The organism is Burkholderia sp. FL-7-2-10-S1-D7 (assembly GCF_001524185.1).
GTDB classification, from domain to species: Bacteria; Pseudomonadota; Gammaproteobacteria; order Burkholderiales; family Burkholderiaceae; genus Burkholderia; species Burkholderia diffusa.
This window is the reverse complement of record NZ_LOWY01000074.1, coordinates 24,682-42,448: the sequence shown is the minus strand read 5'-3', so window position 1 is coordinate 42,448 and position 17,767 is coordinate 24,682. Positions and strand designations below refer to the sequence as shown.

13 protein-coding genes are annotated in these 17,767 nt (G+C 66.1%); all 13 read right to left on the bottom strand.

Annotated elements, in window-relative coordinates:
- Positions 1–155: 155 nt before the first annotated feature.
- The 13 genes from WS75_RS22565 to cysT all read right to left on the bottom strand — a co-directional run bounded on the left by WS75_RS22565 (position 156) and on the right by cysT (position 17,706).
- Positions 156–1,835 carry a SpoVR family protein gene (locus tag WS75_RS22565; RefSeq protein ID WP_059683304.1) on the bottom strand — a complete coding sequence of 560 codons (1,680 nt, stop codon included), beginning with the start codon at positions 1,833–1,835 and terminating at the stop codon, positions 156–158.
- Complete coding sequence (locus WS75_RS22560) at positions 1,832–3,100, bottom strand: YeaH/YhbH family protein (protein ID WP_059683302.1); 1,269 nt, start codon at positions 3,098–3,100, stop codon at positions 1,832–1,834. Before WS75_RS22560 ends, WS75_RS22565 begins: the two co-directional genes overlap by 4 nt.
- A gap of 125 nt (positions 3,101–3,225) precedes the next feature.
- On the bottom strand, positions 3,226–5,148 hold the full coding sequence (locus WS75_RS22555; protein WP_059524460.1) for a PrkA family serine protein kinase: 1,923 nt from the start codon (positions 5,146–5,148) through the stop codon (positions 3,226–3,228).
- A 509-nt stretch (positions 5,149–5,657) separates the two neighbouring features.
- Positions 5,658–7,412 (bottom strand): methyl-accepting chemotaxis protein, encoded by a 1,755-nt coding sequence (locus WS75_RS22550; protein ID WP_059683300.1) that lies wholly within the window; start codon positions 7,410–7,412, stop codon positions 5,658–5,660.
- A 277-nt stretch (positions 7,413–7,689) separates the two neighbouring features.
- Positions 7,690–8,619 carry a ribokinase gene (rbsK, locus tag WS75_RS22545; RefSeq protein ID WP_059683297.1) on the bottom strand — a complete coding sequence of 310 codons (930 nt, stop codon included), beginning with the start codon at positions 8,617–8,619 and terminating at the stop codon, positions 7,690–7,692.
- A complete protein-coding gene (locus WS75_RS22540; protein ID WP_059683295.1) occupies positions 8,616–9,647 on the bottom strand; it encodes a LacI family DNA-binding transcriptional regulator in 1,032 nt (343 codons plus the stop codon). The genes rbsK and WS75_RS22540 overlap by 4 nt, the downstream gene beginning before the upstream one ends.
- 38 nt (positions 9,648–9,685) lie before the next feature.
- Positions 9,686–10,705, bottom strand: coding sequence for an ABC transporter permease (locus WS75_RS22535; protein WP_059683293.1), 1,020 nt, complete (start codon positions 10,703–10,705; stop codon positions 9,686–9,688).
- Positions 10,702–12,315: a sugar ABC transporter ATP-binding protein gene (locus WS75_RS22530; RefSeq protein ID WP_059683291.1), complete on the bottom strand. Its 1,614-nt coding sequence runs from the start codon at positions 12,313–12,315 to the stop codon at positions 10,702–10,704. Before WS75_RS22530 ends, WS75_RS22535 begins: the two co-directional genes overlap by 4 nt.
- A 145-nt stretch (positions 12,316–12,460) precedes the next feature.
- Complete coding sequence (locus tag WS75_RS22525; protein WP_059683289.1) at positions 12,461–13,411, bottom strand: sugar ABC transporter substrate-binding protein; 951 nt, start codon at positions 13,409–13,411, stop codon at positions 12,461–12,463.
- Between the two features lie 372 nt (positions 13,412–13,783).
- A complete protein-coding gene (locus tag WS75_RS22520) occupies positions 13,784–14,710 on the bottom strand; it encodes a CysB family HTH-type transcriptional regulator (protein WP_044843605.1) in 927 nt (308 codons plus the stop codon).
- Between the two features lie 80 nt (positions 14,711–14,790).
- Positions 14,791–15,849 carry a sulfate/molybdate ABC transporter ATP-binding protein gene (locus WS75_RS22515; protein WP_059683287.1) on the bottom strand — a complete coding sequence of 353 codons (1,059 nt, stop codon included), beginning with the start codon at positions 15,847–15,849 and terminating at the stop codon, positions 14,791–14,793.
- 13 nt (positions 15,850–15,862) lie between these two features.
- The gene (gene cysW / locus WS75_RS22510; protein WP_059683285.1) at positions 15,863–16,813 is read right to left on the bottom strand and encodes a sulfate ABC transporter permease subunit CysW; all 951 of its coding nucleotides are present in this window, start codon (positions 16,811–16,813) and stop codon (positions 15,863–15,865) included.
- Positions 16,810–17,706, bottom strand: a complete 897-nt coding sequence (gene cysT / locus WS75_RS22505; RefSeq protein ID WP_059683283.1) for a sulfate ABC transporter permease subunit CysT — start codon at positions 17,704–17,706, stop codon at positions 16,810–16,812. Before cysT ends, cysW begins: the two co-directional genes overlap by 4 nt.
- Positions 17,707–17,767 lie beyond the last annotated feature (61 nt).

Below are 17,767 nucleotides of genomic sequence, written 5' to 3'. Positions count from 1 at the left end.
GGCGCACGGCGCTACGGGATTTTAGCGAAATGTAAAGTAACAAGCTTTCCGGGTTCGTCCGGATGTAGAAAAATTTTCTCCCGCCACGCGTTCGTCATATGAAAACGCCAGCCGCGAGGCTGGCGTCCCGTGCAAACTATTCCCGGTCTCGATGCTCAGACACGCACCTCCGGCGGCACGTAGCGGCACTCGTAGCGCTTGCGCACGGTGCCGGCCTCGTCGACGCTTTCCAGGAACACGTCGAACTGCCAGAGCCGCGCCATGTGCTTGAGCACTTCGTCGCTGTCGTTCGACAGATGGCGATTGTCGGTCATGAAGTGGCGCAGCGTGAGGCTGCGGTCGCCGCGCGTGTTCACCGCCCACACCTGGATATTCGGCTCGCGGTGATGGATGTCGTACTGCCGCGACAACGCCTGCCGCACGTACTGGTAGCCGGACTCGTCGTGGATCGCCGATACCTCGAGCGAATCGCGCATGTCGTCGTCGAGCACCGAGAACAGCCGCATCTCGCGGATCAGGTTCGGCGACAGGTACTGCGCGATGAAGCTCTCGTCCTTGAAGTTGCGCATCGCGTAGTGCATCGCCGGCAGCCACGGTGTGCCCGCGATCTCCGGAAACCACTTGTAGTCCTCTTCCGTCGGCGCCTCGCAGATCCGCCGGATGTCGCTCATCATCGAGAAGCCGAGCGCATACGGGTTGATCCCGCTGTAGTACGGCTTCGTGACGGGCGGCTGATAGACCACGTTGCTGTGCGAATGCAGGAACTCCATCATGAAGCCGTCTTCCAGCTTGCCCTGGTTGTACAGCGTATTGAGCAGCGTGTAGTGCCAGAACGTCGCCCAGCCTTCGTTCATCACCTGCGTCTGCCGCTGCGGATAGAAATACTGGCCGATCTTGCGCACGATGCGGATCACTTCGCGCTCCCACGGCTCGAGCAGCGGCGCGTTCTTCTCCGCGAAATACAGCAGGTTCTCCTGCGGCTCGGGCGGATAGCGCTCCTCCTGCTCCTCCATCTGCTCGGGCTTCTTGCCCGGCAGCGTGCGCCACAGCTCGTTGACCTGCGACTGCAGATACGCCTCGCGCTCGCGCCGCAGCGCGGCTTCCTTCGACAGCGACGGCTTCTGCGGCCGCTTGTAGCGGTCGACGCCGTAGTTCATCAGCGCATGGCACGAATCGAGCAGTTCCTCGACGCGGTCGAGCCCGTAGCGCTCCTCGCATTCGGCGACGTAGTTCTTCGCGTACACGAGATAGTCGATGATCGCGTGCGCGTCGGTCCACAGCCGGAACAGATAGTTGCCCTTGAAGAAGGAGTTGTGCCCGTACGCCGCGTGCGCGATGACGAGCGCCTGCATCGTCATCGTGTTCTCTTCCATCAGATACGCGATGCACGGATTCGAGTTGATGACGATCTCGTAGGCAAGCCCCATCTGGCCGCGGCGATAGCTCTTCTCGGTCGCGAGGAAGTGCTTGCCGAACGACCAGTGGCGATAGTTGACCGGCATCCCGACCGACGCATAAGCATCCATCATCTGCTCGGCGCTGATCAGTTCGAGCTGGATCGGGTAGATGTCGAGCTCGTACTGCTCGGCGACCTGCGAGATGTGCGTGTCGTATTCCTCGAGCAGTTCAAAGGTCCAGTCGGACGGGCACGGCAGCGGCTTGCGTTCGGCAACGTTCATACGCGCTTCCTTCTGCCCGGCACCGGGCAAGTCGGCGGCCGGCGCCGCCGGTTCGGTCCGGCCGCTTTGCTGCGATGCGGCAGGGCCGGCCGTGTCGTCGCCGGAAGGGCGCGGCGCGTAGCCGCGCGACTCGTTGTGCAGATGGCGGGTCGTCATGACGTTTCCACCTGCTTTTCGAACAATTCGCGAAACACCGGGTAAATGTCGGCAGCCGATTCGACTTTTTTCATCGCGAGGTGCGGTTGCGACAGCGCCAGTTGCGCATACTCCAGCCACAGGTTCTGCTCTTCGGGTGCGACCTGGATATACGCGAAGTAACGCGTCTTCGTGAGGATATCCTCTTCCAGGATTTTGCGACACTTCGGCGAATCGTCGGTCCAGTTGTCGCCGTCGGACGCCTGCGCGCCGTAGATGTTCCACTCGGTCGGCGAGTAGCGCTCGTTCATCACCTTGCGCATCAGCTCGAGCGCGCTCGACACGACCGTGCCGCCGCTTTCGGTCGAATGGAAGAAGGTGTCCTCGTCGACCTCCTCGGCACGCGTGTGGTGACGGATGAATACGACCTCGATGCGCTCGTAATTGCGCTTCAGGAACAGGTACAGGAGGATGAAGAAGCGCTTCGCGAGATCCTTGCGCTGCTCGTCCATCGAGCCCGACACGTCCATCAGGCAGAACATCACGGCCTGACTCGACGGTTGCGGCTGCTTCACGCGGTTGATGTAGCGCAGGTCGAACGGATCGATGAACGGGATCCGCCAGATGCGCCCCTTCAGGTGATGGATCTCGGCCTCGAGCGTCGCGATTTCCGCGCGGCGGTCTTCCGGATCGATCTTCATCGCCTCGAGCTGCGCTTCCAGCTCGCGCAACTCGTTGACGAGCGGCGAGCCGAGCGCGATGCGCCGGCCGAGCGCGCTGCGCAGCGAGCGCACGACGTCGATGTTGTTCGGTGTGCCTTCCGCCGACCAGCCCGCGCGCACGTTCTTCCAGCTCGGCACCGTCAGCAGGTGCGTCTTCACGAGGCGCGGCAGTTCGAGATCGTCGAAGAAATACTGCATGAATTCGTCGCGCGACAACTCGAACACGAAGTCGTCCTGCCCTTCGCCTTCGTTGCTCGCCTGACTGCCGCCGCCACCCGAGCCGCCCTGCGGACGCGGAATCTTGTCACCGCGCACGTAGTCTTCGTTGCCCGGGTGCACGTATTCACGACGCCCGCCAGGCCCGTGCCGGAAATTCGGCTCGGCGATGTCCTTGCGCGGAATCGTGATGCTTTGCGTGCTCTGGATATCCTTGATGCTACGGTCGCGCACCGCGTCGGACACGGCACGACGAATGTAGTTCTTGACGCGACGCAGAAAGCGTTCGCGGTTGGCGATGCTCTTGTTCTTGCCGGCCAGCCTGCGGTCGATGATTTGATGAAGCACTCCCGGTCTCCCGCTCGAAAATCGATCTGCCGGGGCACTCGCCGCGCATGCCGTCTGCCGTCATGCGGGCGGCGCCTCTGAAGGTGCCCGTACGGACTCGCCGTACGGGCGCGGTACCGCGCGCGTCATGACGACTTGCGCACGCGCAGGTACCAGTCGCAAAGCAGCCTCACCTGCTTCGGCGTATAGCCCTTCGCGACCATCCGGTTCACAAAGTCCTCATGCTTGCGTTGCTCCTCCGCCGACCCCTTCGCGTTGAACGAAATGACCGGCAACAGCTCCTCAGTATTCGAGAACATCTTCTTCTCGATCACGACGCGCAACTTCTCGTAGCTCGTCCATACGGGGTTCTTCCCGGCGTTCGCCGCCCGCGCGCGCAACACGAAGTTCACGATCTCGTTGCGGTAATCCTTCGGATTGCTGATCCCGGCCGGCTTCTCGATCTTCTCCAGTTCCGCATTCAGCGCGGCGCGGTCGAAGCTCTCGCCCGTGTCGTGATCGCGGAATTCCTGATCCTGGATCCAGAAGTCCGCATACGTGACGTAGCGGTCGAAGATGTTCTGCCCGTACTCCGAATACGATTCGAGATAAGCCGTCTGGATCTCCTTGCCGATGAAGTCCGCATAGCGCGACGCGAGCACGTCCTTCACGAACGACAGGTATTTCTGCTCGGTCTCCGGCGGGAACTGCTCGCGTTCGATCTGCTGTTCGAGCACGTACATCAGGTGCACGGGGTTCGCCGCGACCTCGCTCGAATCGAAGTTGAACACGCGCGACAGGATCTTGAACGCGAAGCGTGTCGACACGCCCGTCATCCCTTCGTCCACGCCCGCGTAGTCGCGATACTCCTGGTACGACTTCGCCTTCGGATCGGTGTCCTTCAGATTTTCGCCGTCATACACCTGCATCTTCGAGAACAGGCTCGAATTCTCCGGCTCGTGCAGGCGCGACAGCACCGAGAACTGCGACATCATCTTCAGCGTTCCCGGCGCGCACACGGCTTCGGCCAGCGACGAATTGCGGATCAGCTTCTCGTAGATCTTCGTCTCTTCCGACACGCGCAGGCAGTACGGCACCTTCACGACGAAGATCCGGTCGAGCAGTGCCTCGTTGTTGCGGTTGTTGCGGAATGCCTTCCACTCCGACTCGTTCGAGTGCGCGAGAATCACCCCGTCGAACGGAATCGCGCCGAATCCTTCGGTGCCCTTGAAGTTGCCTTCCTGCGTCGCGGTCAGCAGCGGGTGCAGCACCTTGATCGGCGCCTTGAACATTTCGACGAATTCGAGCAGGCCCTGGTTCGCCAGGCACAGGCCGCCCGAGTAGCTGTACGCATCGGCATCGTCCTGCGCGTACTGTTCGAGCTTGCGGATGTCGACCTTGCCGACGAGCGACGAGATGTCCTGGTTGTTCTCGTCGCCAGGCTCCGTCTTTGCGATGCCGATCTGCCGAAGGATCGACGGAAAGCGGCGCACCACGCGGAACTGGCGGATGTCGCCGTTGTATTCGTGCAGGCGCTTGACGGCCCACGGACTCAGGATGCTCTTCAGGTAGCGGCGTGGAATGCCGTATTGCTCTTCGAGGATCGGGCCGTCCTCGTCGTAGTCGAACAGCCCGAGCGGCGATTCGTTGACGGGCGAACCCTTCAGCGCATAGAACGGCACGCGTTCCATCAGTTGCTTCAGGCGCTCGGCGATCGACGACTTCCCGCCGCCCACCGGGCCGAGCAGGTAGAGGATCTGCTTCTTTTCCTCGAGCCCTTGCGCAGCGTGGCGGAAGTACGCGACCACCTGCTCGATCACTTCCTCCATTCCGTAGAACTCACGGAACGCGGGATAGACCTTGATAACCTTGTTCGCGAAGATCCGCGACAGGCGCGGGTCGTTGCGGGTATCGACTTGTTCCGGTTCCCCGATTGCAGCCAGCATGCGTTCGCCGGCCGTGGCGTACGCTGACGGATCGTTCTTGCAGAGCGCGAGGTACTCCTCCAGCGAGAACTCTTCCTCTCGCGTTTTTTCGAAGCGGTTCGCGAAGCTGCTGTAAATATCCATGCTACCTCCCTCGCCTGAGTCTGAAGACGTGCCTGCCTTCTATGACTGCGCAGAAGCAAGCGCGTTCGAATTCATCCTAAACCCTTTCTTATTTTTTTTCACGAACTCTTCGTATGAAGTTCGTCATTCTCGACAACACCGCTTGGACAACGCATTTCGACGCTTTACAATCGATCTCCCGAGCCGCACAAACTGCATCCGCCACGTCTCGTCGAGCATCGGAACATCTCGTACGTTGGATGCCTCCGCCGTCGTCGCCGCACCCTTCACTCCCCCCTTCATCCCTATACGTTCGAGCAGACGTTTTCGACGACACGCCGCGCGCACCGTTACAAAATTTTTTCGCATCGTCCGGAGATACCCGTAGCGCGGATGCGCACATGCAACGCGTAGCGACGCACGCACGTTCACGCGCGCTGTCACATTTCATCGGTCGTCGAAACGACGACGCCCGCATGTCGCGGGCGTCGTGTGCTACCAAATGGGGATAGATGCGCGGCGCGCGCGACTCAGAACGTTTCCCAGTCGTCCGCGCCGGCAGCCACCGGTGCGGGTGCGGCAGCCGCGGCCGCCGGCTTGCGAGCCGGCGCCGCGCGCTTCGATGCTGCATCGCGGTCGTTGCGCGCCGAGGACGGTGCGGAGGGCGAAACCGGCACGACAGCCGGTGCGGCCACCGCGCGCGGCGCCTGACGCGCAGCGGCGGCGACCGGCGCTGCCGCATCGTCATCGATCCGGAACACCGACGCCGTTTCGCGCAGGCGCGCGGCCTGCTCATCGAGCGATTGCGCGGCGGCCGCCGCCTCCTCGACGAGCGCGGCGTTCTGCTGCGTGACCTCGTCCATCTGCGCGACCGCGCGCGCGACCTGGTCGATGCCGCCGCTCTGCTCCTCGGACGCCGCCGCGATCTCGCCCATGATGTCCGTCACGCGCTGCACCGCGCCGATCACGTCGCTCATCGTGCGGCCCGCTTCGTCGACCAGCGTCGAGCCCGTCCGGATACGCTCCACCGACGCGTCGATCAACGCCTTGATCTCCTTGGCCGCGCTCGACGAACGCTGCGCGAGGCTGCGCACCTCACCCGCGACGACCGCGAAGCCGCGGCCTTCCTCGCCGGCGCGCGCAGCTTCGACGGCCGCGTTCAGCGCCAGAATGTTGGTCTGGAACGCGATGCCCTCGATGATCGCGATGATGTCCGCGATCTTCGCCGAGCTGTCGTTGATCTCGCCCATCGTGCCGACCACCTGGCTGACCACCGTATTTCCCTTGTTTGCAATCTCCGACGCGTTCGCGGCCAGCGCGCTTGCCTGCCGCGCATTGTCCGCGTTCTGCTTCACGGTGCCGGTCAGCTGCTCCATGCTCGATGCGGTTTCCTGCAGCGCGGACGCCTGCTCTTCCGTGCGCGACGACAGGTCGATGTTGCCGGCGGCGATCTGGCGGGCCGCGGTCGCGATCGATTCGCTGCCGCCGCGCACGGTGCGCACCGTGTCGACCAGCCCGCGCTGCATCTTCGCGAGGCCGTCGAGAAGCTGGCCCATTTCGTCACGCCGATGCACCACGATCGAGCGGCGCAGGTCGCCCGCGGCGATCGCGTCGAAATGCGCGAGCGCGTCCGCGAGCGGACGGCCGATCGCACGACTGAGCGTCAACCACGACAGCACCGCGGCAACCAGACCAGCCGCCAGCAGGACGATCGACAGCAAGCGCAGCGTGTCGAACGTCGATTCCGAATGATCGAAGCCCGACTGCGCGGCGGTGAACTGGAAATTGCGCAGCGCCTCGCTCGAAACCGCGAGATCGTTGTAAAGCACCTGGAGCTGCTTGGCGCCCTCGCCGATCCGGTCGTGGTCGCCCGTCGCGACAATGCCGCCGAACGTGTCGCAACTGCGTTGTAGCGCCTGCCGCTTCGCGGCGACGTCCTGCGCGAGACGATCCTCCTCCGCATCGCGCGGCAGCGCGAGGTACTTTTTCCACCACTCGTCGGACTGCGCGCGCATCGCGCGGCTACGCTCCACCGAGGCAGCCGATTCGGGCGTCCCCGCCAGCAGCGCGGCGCGATCGAGCGCCAGGCGCTCGCGCGCCGCGTACATTTCGGCAACGGCCACGTCGACCGCGCTCGGCATCTGGTTCGTGAAAATCTCGCGCGTCGCGTCGTTCGCGCGCGTCATACCGTACACGCCCAGCACGCCGATCACGCCCAGCAGTACCGCGAGAAACGCCATCGTCAAACCGATGCGCGCACGTATCGTCAGGTTTCCGATCACCATCATTCTTCCTGTATTGCGTCGTCATGAACGGGCCAGGCCCGTTTTTCGAAACGGTGTTTCGTCCTGGTGTATTTACGACCGGATGTTGCGCAGCTTGATGGTATTCACATCAATTTTTTTAACAATTCATTAGTCCATTACACAATGGCGAACAATAGGGTCGAAACATCGCAGGCGCGCATCGCGAAATCGCGTGGCAAGCATCGTGATCGGGAAATCGGGGAAAGATGGCCGGCCCGTGCTTGCGCACGCGCCGGCCGAGATGCGCGATCCAGCCCTATTCGGCCAGTTCGGCGAGGGTGGGAATCGACGGCTGCGCGCCGGCGCGCGTGACCGACAACGCCGCCGCGCGTTGCGCGAAGCGGATGGCCGTGTCGATGGCCTCGCCTGCCGCGAGCCGCGCGGCGAATCCGCCGATGAAGGTATCGCCGGCCGCGGTCGTGTCGACGGCCTTGACGACGGGTGCCGGATAATGGCGCGCCACGCCGTCGGCCGTCAGCGCGAACACGCCGCGCGCGCCGAGCGTGATCAGCACGTTGCGCGCGCCGGCCTCGTGCAGCGCACGCGCTGCGGCTTCCGCCTCGTCCGGATTGCGCACCGGCAGCCCGGTCAGCGCGGCCGCCTCCACTTCGTTCGGGATCAGGTAATCGACCAGCGGCAGCCAGCCGTCCGGCAGCGGCGCGACGGCCGGCGCCGGATTGAGCACCACGGTGCGGCCAAGCCGCCGCCCGGCCGACAGCGCCGCGAACACGGCGTCCGGCGGCGTCTCGAGCTGGCAGATCAGCACGTCTGTCGCGGCGAGCGCGGCCTCGTGCCGCGCCACCGTATCGGTCGTCACTTCGCCATTGCCGCCCGCGACGATCACGATCGCGTTCTGGCTCGCGTCGTCGACGACGATCAGCGCGACGCCGGTCGACGCCGACGCGCTCGTCGCGAGCCCCGTGCAGTCGATGCCCTCGGCGTCGAGGCCGGCGCGCAGTGCCGCGCCGTGCGCGTCCGCGCCGACGCAGCCGATCATCGCGACCTGCGCGCCGAGCCGGGCGGCGGCAACGGCCTGGTTGCCGCCCTTGCCGCCCGCCGCCTGCGCGAACGCGTGCCCGGCGAGCGTTTCGCCCGGCAGCGGCAGCCGCGGCGCACGCACGACGAGATCCATGTTGAGGCTGCCGACCACCGTCACGCGGCCGGCGCCCGCCGCACGCGCCGTCATGGGCGGCCGCCCGGCGCGGGCGGCTCGCGGTAGACCGCCGTCGATTCGCGCAGCACGAGACGCGGCGACACGACGCGACGACGACTCGGCGCGGCCGTCGAACCGCCGCCGATCCGCTCGATCAGCGTTTGCGCGGCCATTTCGCCGAGCGCGCGCACCGACTGGCCGACCGTCGACAGCGCCGGGTATGTGTAACGGGAGAATTCGATGTCGTCGAAGCCGATGATCGAGCAGTCGTCCGGCACGCGCATGCCGCGCTCGGCCGCCGCGCGCAGCGCGCCGACGCCCATCAGGTCGTTGCCCGCGAAAATCGCGCTGGGATGCACCGACTCGAACAGCCGCGATGCCGCGTGGTAGCCGCCGAGGCACGAAAAATCGCTTTCCGCGATCGCGCCCGGCACGATGTCGATCCCGCGCTCGGCCATCGCGCGGATGAAGCCGTGCACGCGCATCGCGCTGACGGCCGTCTCGGTCGGCCCGGTGATGCAGCCGATCTTCGCGTGCCCGAGTTCGAGCAGGTGACGCGTCGCCAGGTAGGCGCCGCGTTCGTGGTCGATCTGCACGAGGTCGGCCGCAAGCCCCTCGATGTTGCGGTCGACGACGACGAGCGGCGCATGCGCGTCCGCGAGTGTCTGCGCGAGCACCGTGTCCTCGCCGGCCGATGCGACGATCAGCCCGTCGATGCGCTTTTCCTGCAGCACGCGCAGGTAGTTGCGCTGCTTCACGGGATCGTCGTCCGAGTTGCAGAAGAACACGCAATAGCCGTTGGCCGCGCACTGGTCCTCGATGCCGCGCGCAAGCTCCGCGAAGTACGGATTCGTGCTGTTCGGCACGACGAGGCCGATGGTCGCCGTCGAGCGCGCCTTCAGCGAGCGCGCCACGGCCGATGGTACGTAATTCAGCTCGCGGATCGCACCTTCGACCTTCGCACGCACATCCGCGGACACCGGCCGCGAATTGTTCACCACGTGCGAGACGGTCGTAAACGACACGCCCGCCATGGCTGCCACATCCTTGATCGTCGCCATTTCCCGTTTCTCTCTGGTCTGCTTTCCGTGTAGTAGTTCTATCGCGCGCGCGCGCGCCGGCTGCGATACGTGTCGAGCACGACTGCGACCACGATCACCGCCCCGGTGATGATCCGTTTGGTCGGCTCGTTCGCGCCGATCTGCGCCAGCCCCGCCGCCAGCACGGAGATGATCAACACACCGAAGAACGTGCTGATCACCGAACCGCGCCCGCCCATCAGGCTCGTGCCGCCGATCACGACGGCTGCGATCACCTGCAGCTCGACGCCCGCGCCCGCGTTCGGATCGGCGGCCTCGAGCCGCGAGATCTGGAACAGCGACGCGAGCCCTGCGAGCGCGCCCATCAATGCGAATACGAGGATTTTATACGGACGCGGGTTAACCCCGGCAAGCCGTACCGCCTCTTCGTTCGTGCCGATCCCGACGAGATAGCGTCCGAACACGGTGCGCGTGAGGACGAACTGTGCCGCGATCATCACTGCGACCGCGATCAGGAACGCCGGCGAGATGCCCAGCGCGATCGGATTCGACAGGAAATCGAACGCGTCGCCGATGTAGGCCGTGCGCGAATTCGTCAGCTGGTAGGCGACGCCGCGCGCGGCCTCGAGCACGCCGAGCGACACGATGAACGACGGAATCCGCCAGCCGACCGTGATCGCGCCCGTCAGCGAGCCCGTCGCGGTCGCGACCGCGATCCCGATCAGCGCGGCCGGCAGCGGCCCCCACTGCCATTTCAGCGCGGCCACGCTGACCATCGACGCGGCCAGCGCGAGCACCGAGCCGACCGACAGGTCGATGCCGGCGATGATCAGCACGAAGGTCATCCCGACCGACATCACGACGAGATCGGGAATCTGGTTCGCGATCGTACTGAACGTATCGTAGGTCAGGAAATGCGAACTCAGCGCCGAGAACAGCGCGATCATCGCGGCGAGCGCGCCGGCGAGCCCGAGATAGTTCGACACGCCGAGCCGCGTGCCGGACAGCGTGCGCGCGCGGCGCCCCGTCGCGGTCTGCTGCGCGCCTGCGTCGCTCGGGGATACGGGAGGCTGGGTCATTGCTGTCGTCCTGTGGTCGAAGTGCCGGAAGCCGCGCGCGGCGCGCCTTCCGCATCCGGATGCCGCACGCCGTCCGGCAGCGCTGCGCGGCCGAAGCCGGCGAACGCCGCGGCCAGCAGCGCATCCTGGGTCCAGTTGCCGCGTTCGAACACGGCGGTCATGCGGCCGGCCGACATCACGCCGATCCGGTCGCAGATCAGCATCAGCTCGCGCAGGTCGCTCGATACGACCACCAGCGCACGGCCCTCGCGCGCGAGCACGCCCATCAGCGTGTAAATCTCGAACTTGGCGCCGACGTCGATGCCGCGGGTCGGTTCGTCGAACAGCAGCACGCCCATGTCGCGCGCGAGCCAGCGGCCGATCACGACCTTCTGCTGGTTGCCGCCCGACAGTTCGCCGACCGCCTGCGCGGCGCCGTGCGTGCGGATCCGCAACGCGTCGATCTGCTGCTCGGCGAGCGCCGTCTCGCGCGCCGTATCGACGATGCCGCCGCGCGCGAGCCGGTCGAGCTGGCCGAGCGACACGTTCGACGTGACCGACTGCGACAGCAGCAGCCCTTCGCCCTTGCGGTCCTCGGTGATCAGTGCGATGCCGTGCCTCACCGCGTCGACGGGCGAGCCGATGTGCGCCGGTTTCAGCGGATTGCCGACCGCGATCATCCCGGCGTCCGGCGTATCTGCGCCGTAGATCAGCCGCAGCAGCTCGGTGCGCCCCGCGCCGATCAGCCCCGAGATGCCGAAGATCTCGCCCGAACGCACTTCGAGCGACACGTCCTGCACGGCCGTGCCGCGCGTCATGCCCGACACGACGAGTCGCGGCGCGCCGAGATGGCGCGCGCCGAGATCGATGTGCTCGCCGAGCTCGCGCCCGACCATCAGCGTGACGAGCCCGTCGGACGTCGTCGCGGCCATGTCGCCGACATGCACGAGCCGGCCGTCGCGCAGCACCGCGACGCGCTCGGCGACGCGCGCGAGCTCCTCGAGCCGGTGCGAGATGTAGACGATCGCCACGCCGCGCGCCTTCAGCCGGTCGATCTGCTCGAACAGCAGTTCGACCTCGCGCGCGGTCAGCATCGCGGTCGGCTCGTCGAGGATCAGCACGCGGCAGTCGCCGATCAGGTTGCGCGCGATCTCGACCATCTGCTGGTGGCCGATGCCGAGCGCGCCGACCGGCGTATCGGGGTCGACCGCGTCGAGCCCGACCTGCGCCATCGCGGCACGCGCATCGTCGCGCAGCCGCGCGCGATCGATGATGCCGAAGCGCCGCGGCAGACGGTTCAGAAACAGGTTTTCGGCAACCGTCAGCGTCGGCAGCAGGTTCAGCTCCTGCATCACCATGCGCACGCCGAGCGCCTCGGCCTGCGTGCGGCTCGCCGGCGCATAGGCCTGGCCGCCGAGCTGCATCGTGCCGGTCGTCGGGTCGACGAGCCCGCCGATGATCTTCGACAGCGTACTCTTTCCTGCGCCGTTCTCGCCCGTCAGCGCGAGCGCTTCACCCGCCGCGAGCGTCAGCGTGACGTCGGCGAGCACGGGTTCGGCGTAGGTCTTGCCCACGCCGGAGACGGACAGCACGGGAACAGCTGAACGGGAGGGTTGGAAGGTCGGTTCCATCGCGATCCTGGTTGCGGCCGCGCGCACGCGGCGCGCGGGTGTGACGCTCACTAGTGCATGTGCATGCAGTGGCCGTGATCGCGCTCACACCGGATAACGGCCGCCGCGCCGGATTCTTGAGGGCGGCGGCCGCACCGGCGCGGCGTCACTTCGTCACGAGATCCACCGGCGTCTCGACCACGCCGGACATGTCGGCCTGCTTGCGATGCTCGGCGATCGCCTTGAGCGCCGTGTCGATACCGAATACGGCCTGCTTCGCCGCGTACTGGTCGGCCGTCGCGAGCACGCGGCCGTCCTTCAGCATCGGCTTGATCGCGTTGATGTTGTCGTAGCCGACCACGGCCACCTTGCCCTGCTTGCCGGCCGCGCGCACGGCGGACACGGCGCCGATCGCCATGTTGTCGTTGCCGCACAGCAGCGCGCGCAGGTTCGGGTATTCGTTCAGCATCGCGGACGCGACCGCATTGCCCTTGTCGATCTCCCATTCGCCCGACTGCACCGACACGACCTTCATCCCGCCCGCCTTCATCGCATCCTGGAAGCCGGCCGTGCGCTGCTGCGCATTGGTCGTCGTCGACACACCTTCGATGATGCCGACCTGGTCGCCCGCCTTCAGCCGCTTCGCGAGGTAGTCGCCGATCTTGCGCGCGCCCTTGCGGTTGTCGGGGCCGACGAACGGCACGTTCAGGTTCTTCGACTTCAGCACGTCGGGATCGAGCCGGTTGTCGATGTTCACGACGATGATGCCCGCGTCGACCGCCTTCTTCACGACCGGCACGAGCGCCTTGGAATCGGCCGGCGCGAGCACGATCGCATCGACCTTCGACACGATCATCTGCTCGACGATGCGGATCTGGTTCGCGGTGTCGGTCTCGTCCTTGATCCCGTTCGTGATCAGATCGAACTGGCCGGCGTTGTGCTTCTGATATTCCTTCGCGCCGTTTTCCATCGTCAGGAAGAACTCGTTGGCGAGCGACTTCATCACGAGCGCCACCTTCGGCTTGCCTGCCGATTGGGCATGGACGGCCGGTGCGGCAGCGACCGCGACGGCGGCAAGCGCGGCGGTCAGGAAGCGACGGCGAAAGCGGACATTCATACATATCTCCTGGCGACTGGCCCGACGGGCCGGACTGTTGTTTTAATGCGAGCAAACGTTTGCTCGACACTACCCAGGCATTGGCCATCGATGCTGCTTGTCGGTACCAAGGAATGGAAACGAGGCAGACGGCCGACTGCCTGGCGCGTGCTGTCGTCGACGCGCCACCGCCGGCGGGGACGCCGGCGGAGTGAGGGGTATGCTGTACCGTTTCGGGTCGACGCGCAACCCGTCTGATCAATATTTAAGGGTTTATTCGGAGTGCGCGATTGCGCGCTCCGATTGCGGCGCGTTACACGGGGTGCGGCGGCGCCGCTTCGTCGCGGCCGCCCGGCGGGCGCCTGCTGCTCTCCCGAAACATCACTTGCTCGATCAGACCGCTTCGCGCAGCAGCCCGGCGATTTCGGCTTCGTTCAGGTGTGGCGCGAACATCTCGATCAGCCGGTATGCATACGCGCGCAGGAACGCGCCCTTGCGCAACCCGACGCGCGTCGTGCTCGCCTCGAACAGGTGCTGCGTGTCGAGCGCGACGAGCCCGGTGTCGCGTTGCGGATCGAAGGCCATCGCCGCGACGACACCGATCCCCATCCCGAGCTCGACGTAGGTCTTGATGACGTCCGCGTCGATCGCGGTCAGCACGACGTCGGGCACGGCGCCGGCCTGCGCGAACGCCTGGTCGATGTGCGAGCGGCCCGTGAAGTCCTGGTCATACGTGATGATCGGGTACTCGGCGATTTCGTCGAGCGTCAGGTTTTCGCGGCCGACGAGCGGATGCCCCTTCGGCACGACCACCGTGTGGTGCCACGAATAGCACGGGAACGTGACGATATCCGGATAGCGATCGAGCGCCTCGGTCGAGATGCCGAGATCGGCTTCGCCGTTCAGGATCATTTGCGCGATCTGCTGCGGGCTACCCTGGCGCAGCGCGAGATGCACCTTCGGGAACACCTCGGTGAACTGGCGGATCACCTTCGGCAGCGCATAGCGCGCCTGCGTGTGGGTCGTCGCGACGACGAGGTGGCCGCTGTCCTGGTCCGCGAACTGGCGCGCGACGCGGCGCAAGTTCTCCGCATCGAGCAGCATCCGCTCGATCAGCTGGTGCACGGCCTTGCCCGGCTCCGTGAGCCCCGTGAGCCGCTTGCCGCGCCGAATGAAGATGTCGACGCCCAGTTCATCCTCGAGATCCTTGATCTGCTTCGACACGCCCGACTGCGACGTGTACAGCACGTTAGCGACTTCCGTCAGGTTCATGTTCTGGCGCACGGCTTCGCGCACGAAACGCAATTGCTGAAAATTCATGGGTATGCCTCTTGGGCTGTCGTTGTTCGAATGTCGATCCGGGGCGGTATCCGCCCTCTTCTCATTACCGTGTATGGGCGTCAGTGTGCGGGAAATACGCGAACCGCGCGCGGCACGGCCGTCGCGCCGTCGCCGACCTGCAGCGCGAGCGCACGCCACGCATCGCGATCGAGCTCCGCTTCGAGCGCGCCGCCCGTGCGTGCCTCGAGTTCGACCCGCACCGAGCCGCCGAGCGGGATCACGCGGCGCACGTCCACCGCGATGCCGTCCCGGTGCCCTTCGCCGGCCGGCCAAAGCTGCAGGTCGTGCGGCCGCACGTACGCGTTCGCGGGGCCCGCGAAGTCGGCGTCGACCTCGATCGGCGCAGCGGCGCCCTCGGCGACGAAGCCGCGTCCGGCGACCGTGCCCGGCAGCCGGTTCGCCGCGCCGAGAAACTCGTAGACGAACGCGCTTTGCGGATGGTCGTACACATCCTGCGGGCTGCCGACCTGCTCGACGTGACCGCGGTTCAGCACGACGATCCGGTCGGCCACTTCCAGCGCTTCCTCCTGGTCGTGCGTGACGAAGATCGTCGAGATGTGCAGATCGTCGTGCAGGCGGCGCAGCCAGCCGCGCAGTTCCTTGCGCACCTTCGCGTCGAGCGCGCCGAACGGCTCGTCGAGCAACAGCACCTTCGGCTCGACCGCGAGCGCGCGGGCCAGCGCGATCCGCTGGCGCTGGCCGCCCGACAGCTCGGACGGATAGCGCTGCGCGAGCCAGTCGAGCTGCACGAGCTTCAGCAATTCGTGCACCTTGTCGCGGATCACGGCTTCCGACGGCCGCTCGCGGCGCGGCTTCACGCGCAGCCCGAACGCGACGTTCTCGAACACGGTCATGTGGCGGAACAGCGCGTAATGCTGGAACACGAAGCCGACCTGGCGATCGCGCGCGCCGACCGACGCGACGTCGAGGCCCTGCAGCACGACCTGGCCGGCGTCCGCGTGCTCGAGGCCCGCGATCACGCGCAGCAGCGTGGTCTTGCCGCAGCCGGACGGCCCGAGCAGCGCGACGAGCTCGCCCGGCGGAAAGTCGAGCGATACGTTGTCGAGTGCGGTGAAATCGCCGAAGCGCTTCTGAAGGTGACGGACGGTGATACCCATTCTGGTTGCCTCTTTACGATTTCGACGAAATGGCGGCGACGGGGCCGGCATGAGCGGGAACGTCGTCGCGTGCGCCGGCCAGCTCGGCGGCGAGGTGACGTTCGGCGAGCAGCTTCAGCGCGAGCGTGACGAGCGCGAGCAGCGCCAGCACCGACGCCACCGCGAACGCCGCCGCGAAGTTGTATTCGTTGTACAGGATCTCGACGTGCAGCGGCATCGTGTCGGTCACGCCGCGGATGTGGCCGGACACGACCGACACCGCACCGAATTCGCCCATCGCGCGCGCATTGCACAGGATCACGCCGTACAGCAGGCCCCACTTCACGTTCGGCAGCGTCACGCGCCGGAAGATCTGCCAGCCCGACGCGCCGAGCACGCGCGCGGCCTCCTCCTCGTCGGTGCCCTGCGCCTGCATCAACGGGATCAGCTCGCGCGCGACGAACGGGAACGTGACGAAGATCGTCGCGAGCACGATGCCCGGCACCGCGAAGATGATCTGCACGTCGTGATCCTGCAGCCACGGCCCGAGCCAGCCCTGCGCGCCGAACAGCAGCACGTAGACGAGACCCGAGATCACCGGCGACACGGAGAACGGCAGGTCGATCAGCGTGGTCAGCAACGCCTTGCCGCGGAATTCGAACTTCGCGATCGCCCACGATGCGCATACGCCGAACACGAGGTTCAACGGCACCGCGATCGCGGCGACGGTCAGCGTCAGCTTGATCGCCGACCATGCGTCGGGATCGGCGAGCGATTCGAGATAGAAGCCGACGCCCTTGCGCAGCGCCTCGAAGAACACCGCGGCGAGCGGCACGACGAGGAAGAACGCGAGGAACGCCAGCGCGATGCCCGTGAGCAGCCAGCGCACGACACGCGACTCGCTGACGGGGTCGAGCCGATTCGCCGCACGCCCTTGCGCGGCCGACGGCGGGGTTTTCAGCACGACGGTGGCCTCCTGGTTCATTGCTGGCCTCCTGCTGCGGCGGCGACGGTGACGGTCGCCGGCGCGGGGCCGCTCGCGCCCTTGCTCGTGCGGCGCTGGAGATACCACTGCAGCGAGTTGATCAACAGCAGCATCAGGAACGACACGACCAGCATCACGACCGCCAGCGCGGTCGCGCCCGCATAGTCGTACTGCTCGAGCTTGGTGATGATCAGCAGCGACGTGATCTCGGATTTCATTGGCACGTTGCCGGCGATGAAGATGACCGACCCGTACTCGCCGAGCGCGCGCGCGAACGCCAGCGCGAAGCCGGTAAGCAGCGCCGGCAGCACGGCCGGCAACACGACGCGGCGGAACGTCAGCCAGCGCGATGCGCCGAGGCACGCGGCGGCCTCTTCCTGTTCGCGCTCGAAATCCTCGAGCACCGGCTGCACGGTGCGCACGACGAACGGCAGCCCGATGAAGGTCAGCGCCACCAGCACGCCGACCGGCGTGAACGCGATCTTGATGCCGAACGGCGCGAGATACTGGCCGACCCACCCGTTGGTCGCATAGACCGCGGCAAGCGAGATGCCGGCGACCGACGTCGGCAGCGCGAACGGCAGGTCGACGATCGCATCGACGAGGCGCTTGAACGGGAACGTGTAGCGCACGAGCACCCACGCGACGAGAAAGCCGAACACGGCGTTGATCAATGCGCCGCCGAGCGCGGCGGAGAACGTCAGCCGGTACGACGCGAGCACGCGCGGCGACGTGACGGCGGTGACGAACTGGTCCCACGACAGCGTCGCGGTCTTCATGAACGTGGCGGCGAGCGGAATCAGCACCACGAGGCTCAAATAAGCCACCGTGATGCCGAGCGTCACGCCGAAACCGGGCAGCGCGCTCGGCTTGCGAAAGGTGTACGTCGTCATCGGATGCTCTTGCTGGGTCGATGCTGCTCATGGGTCCGACGCAAACCGCCGGCGCGATGCA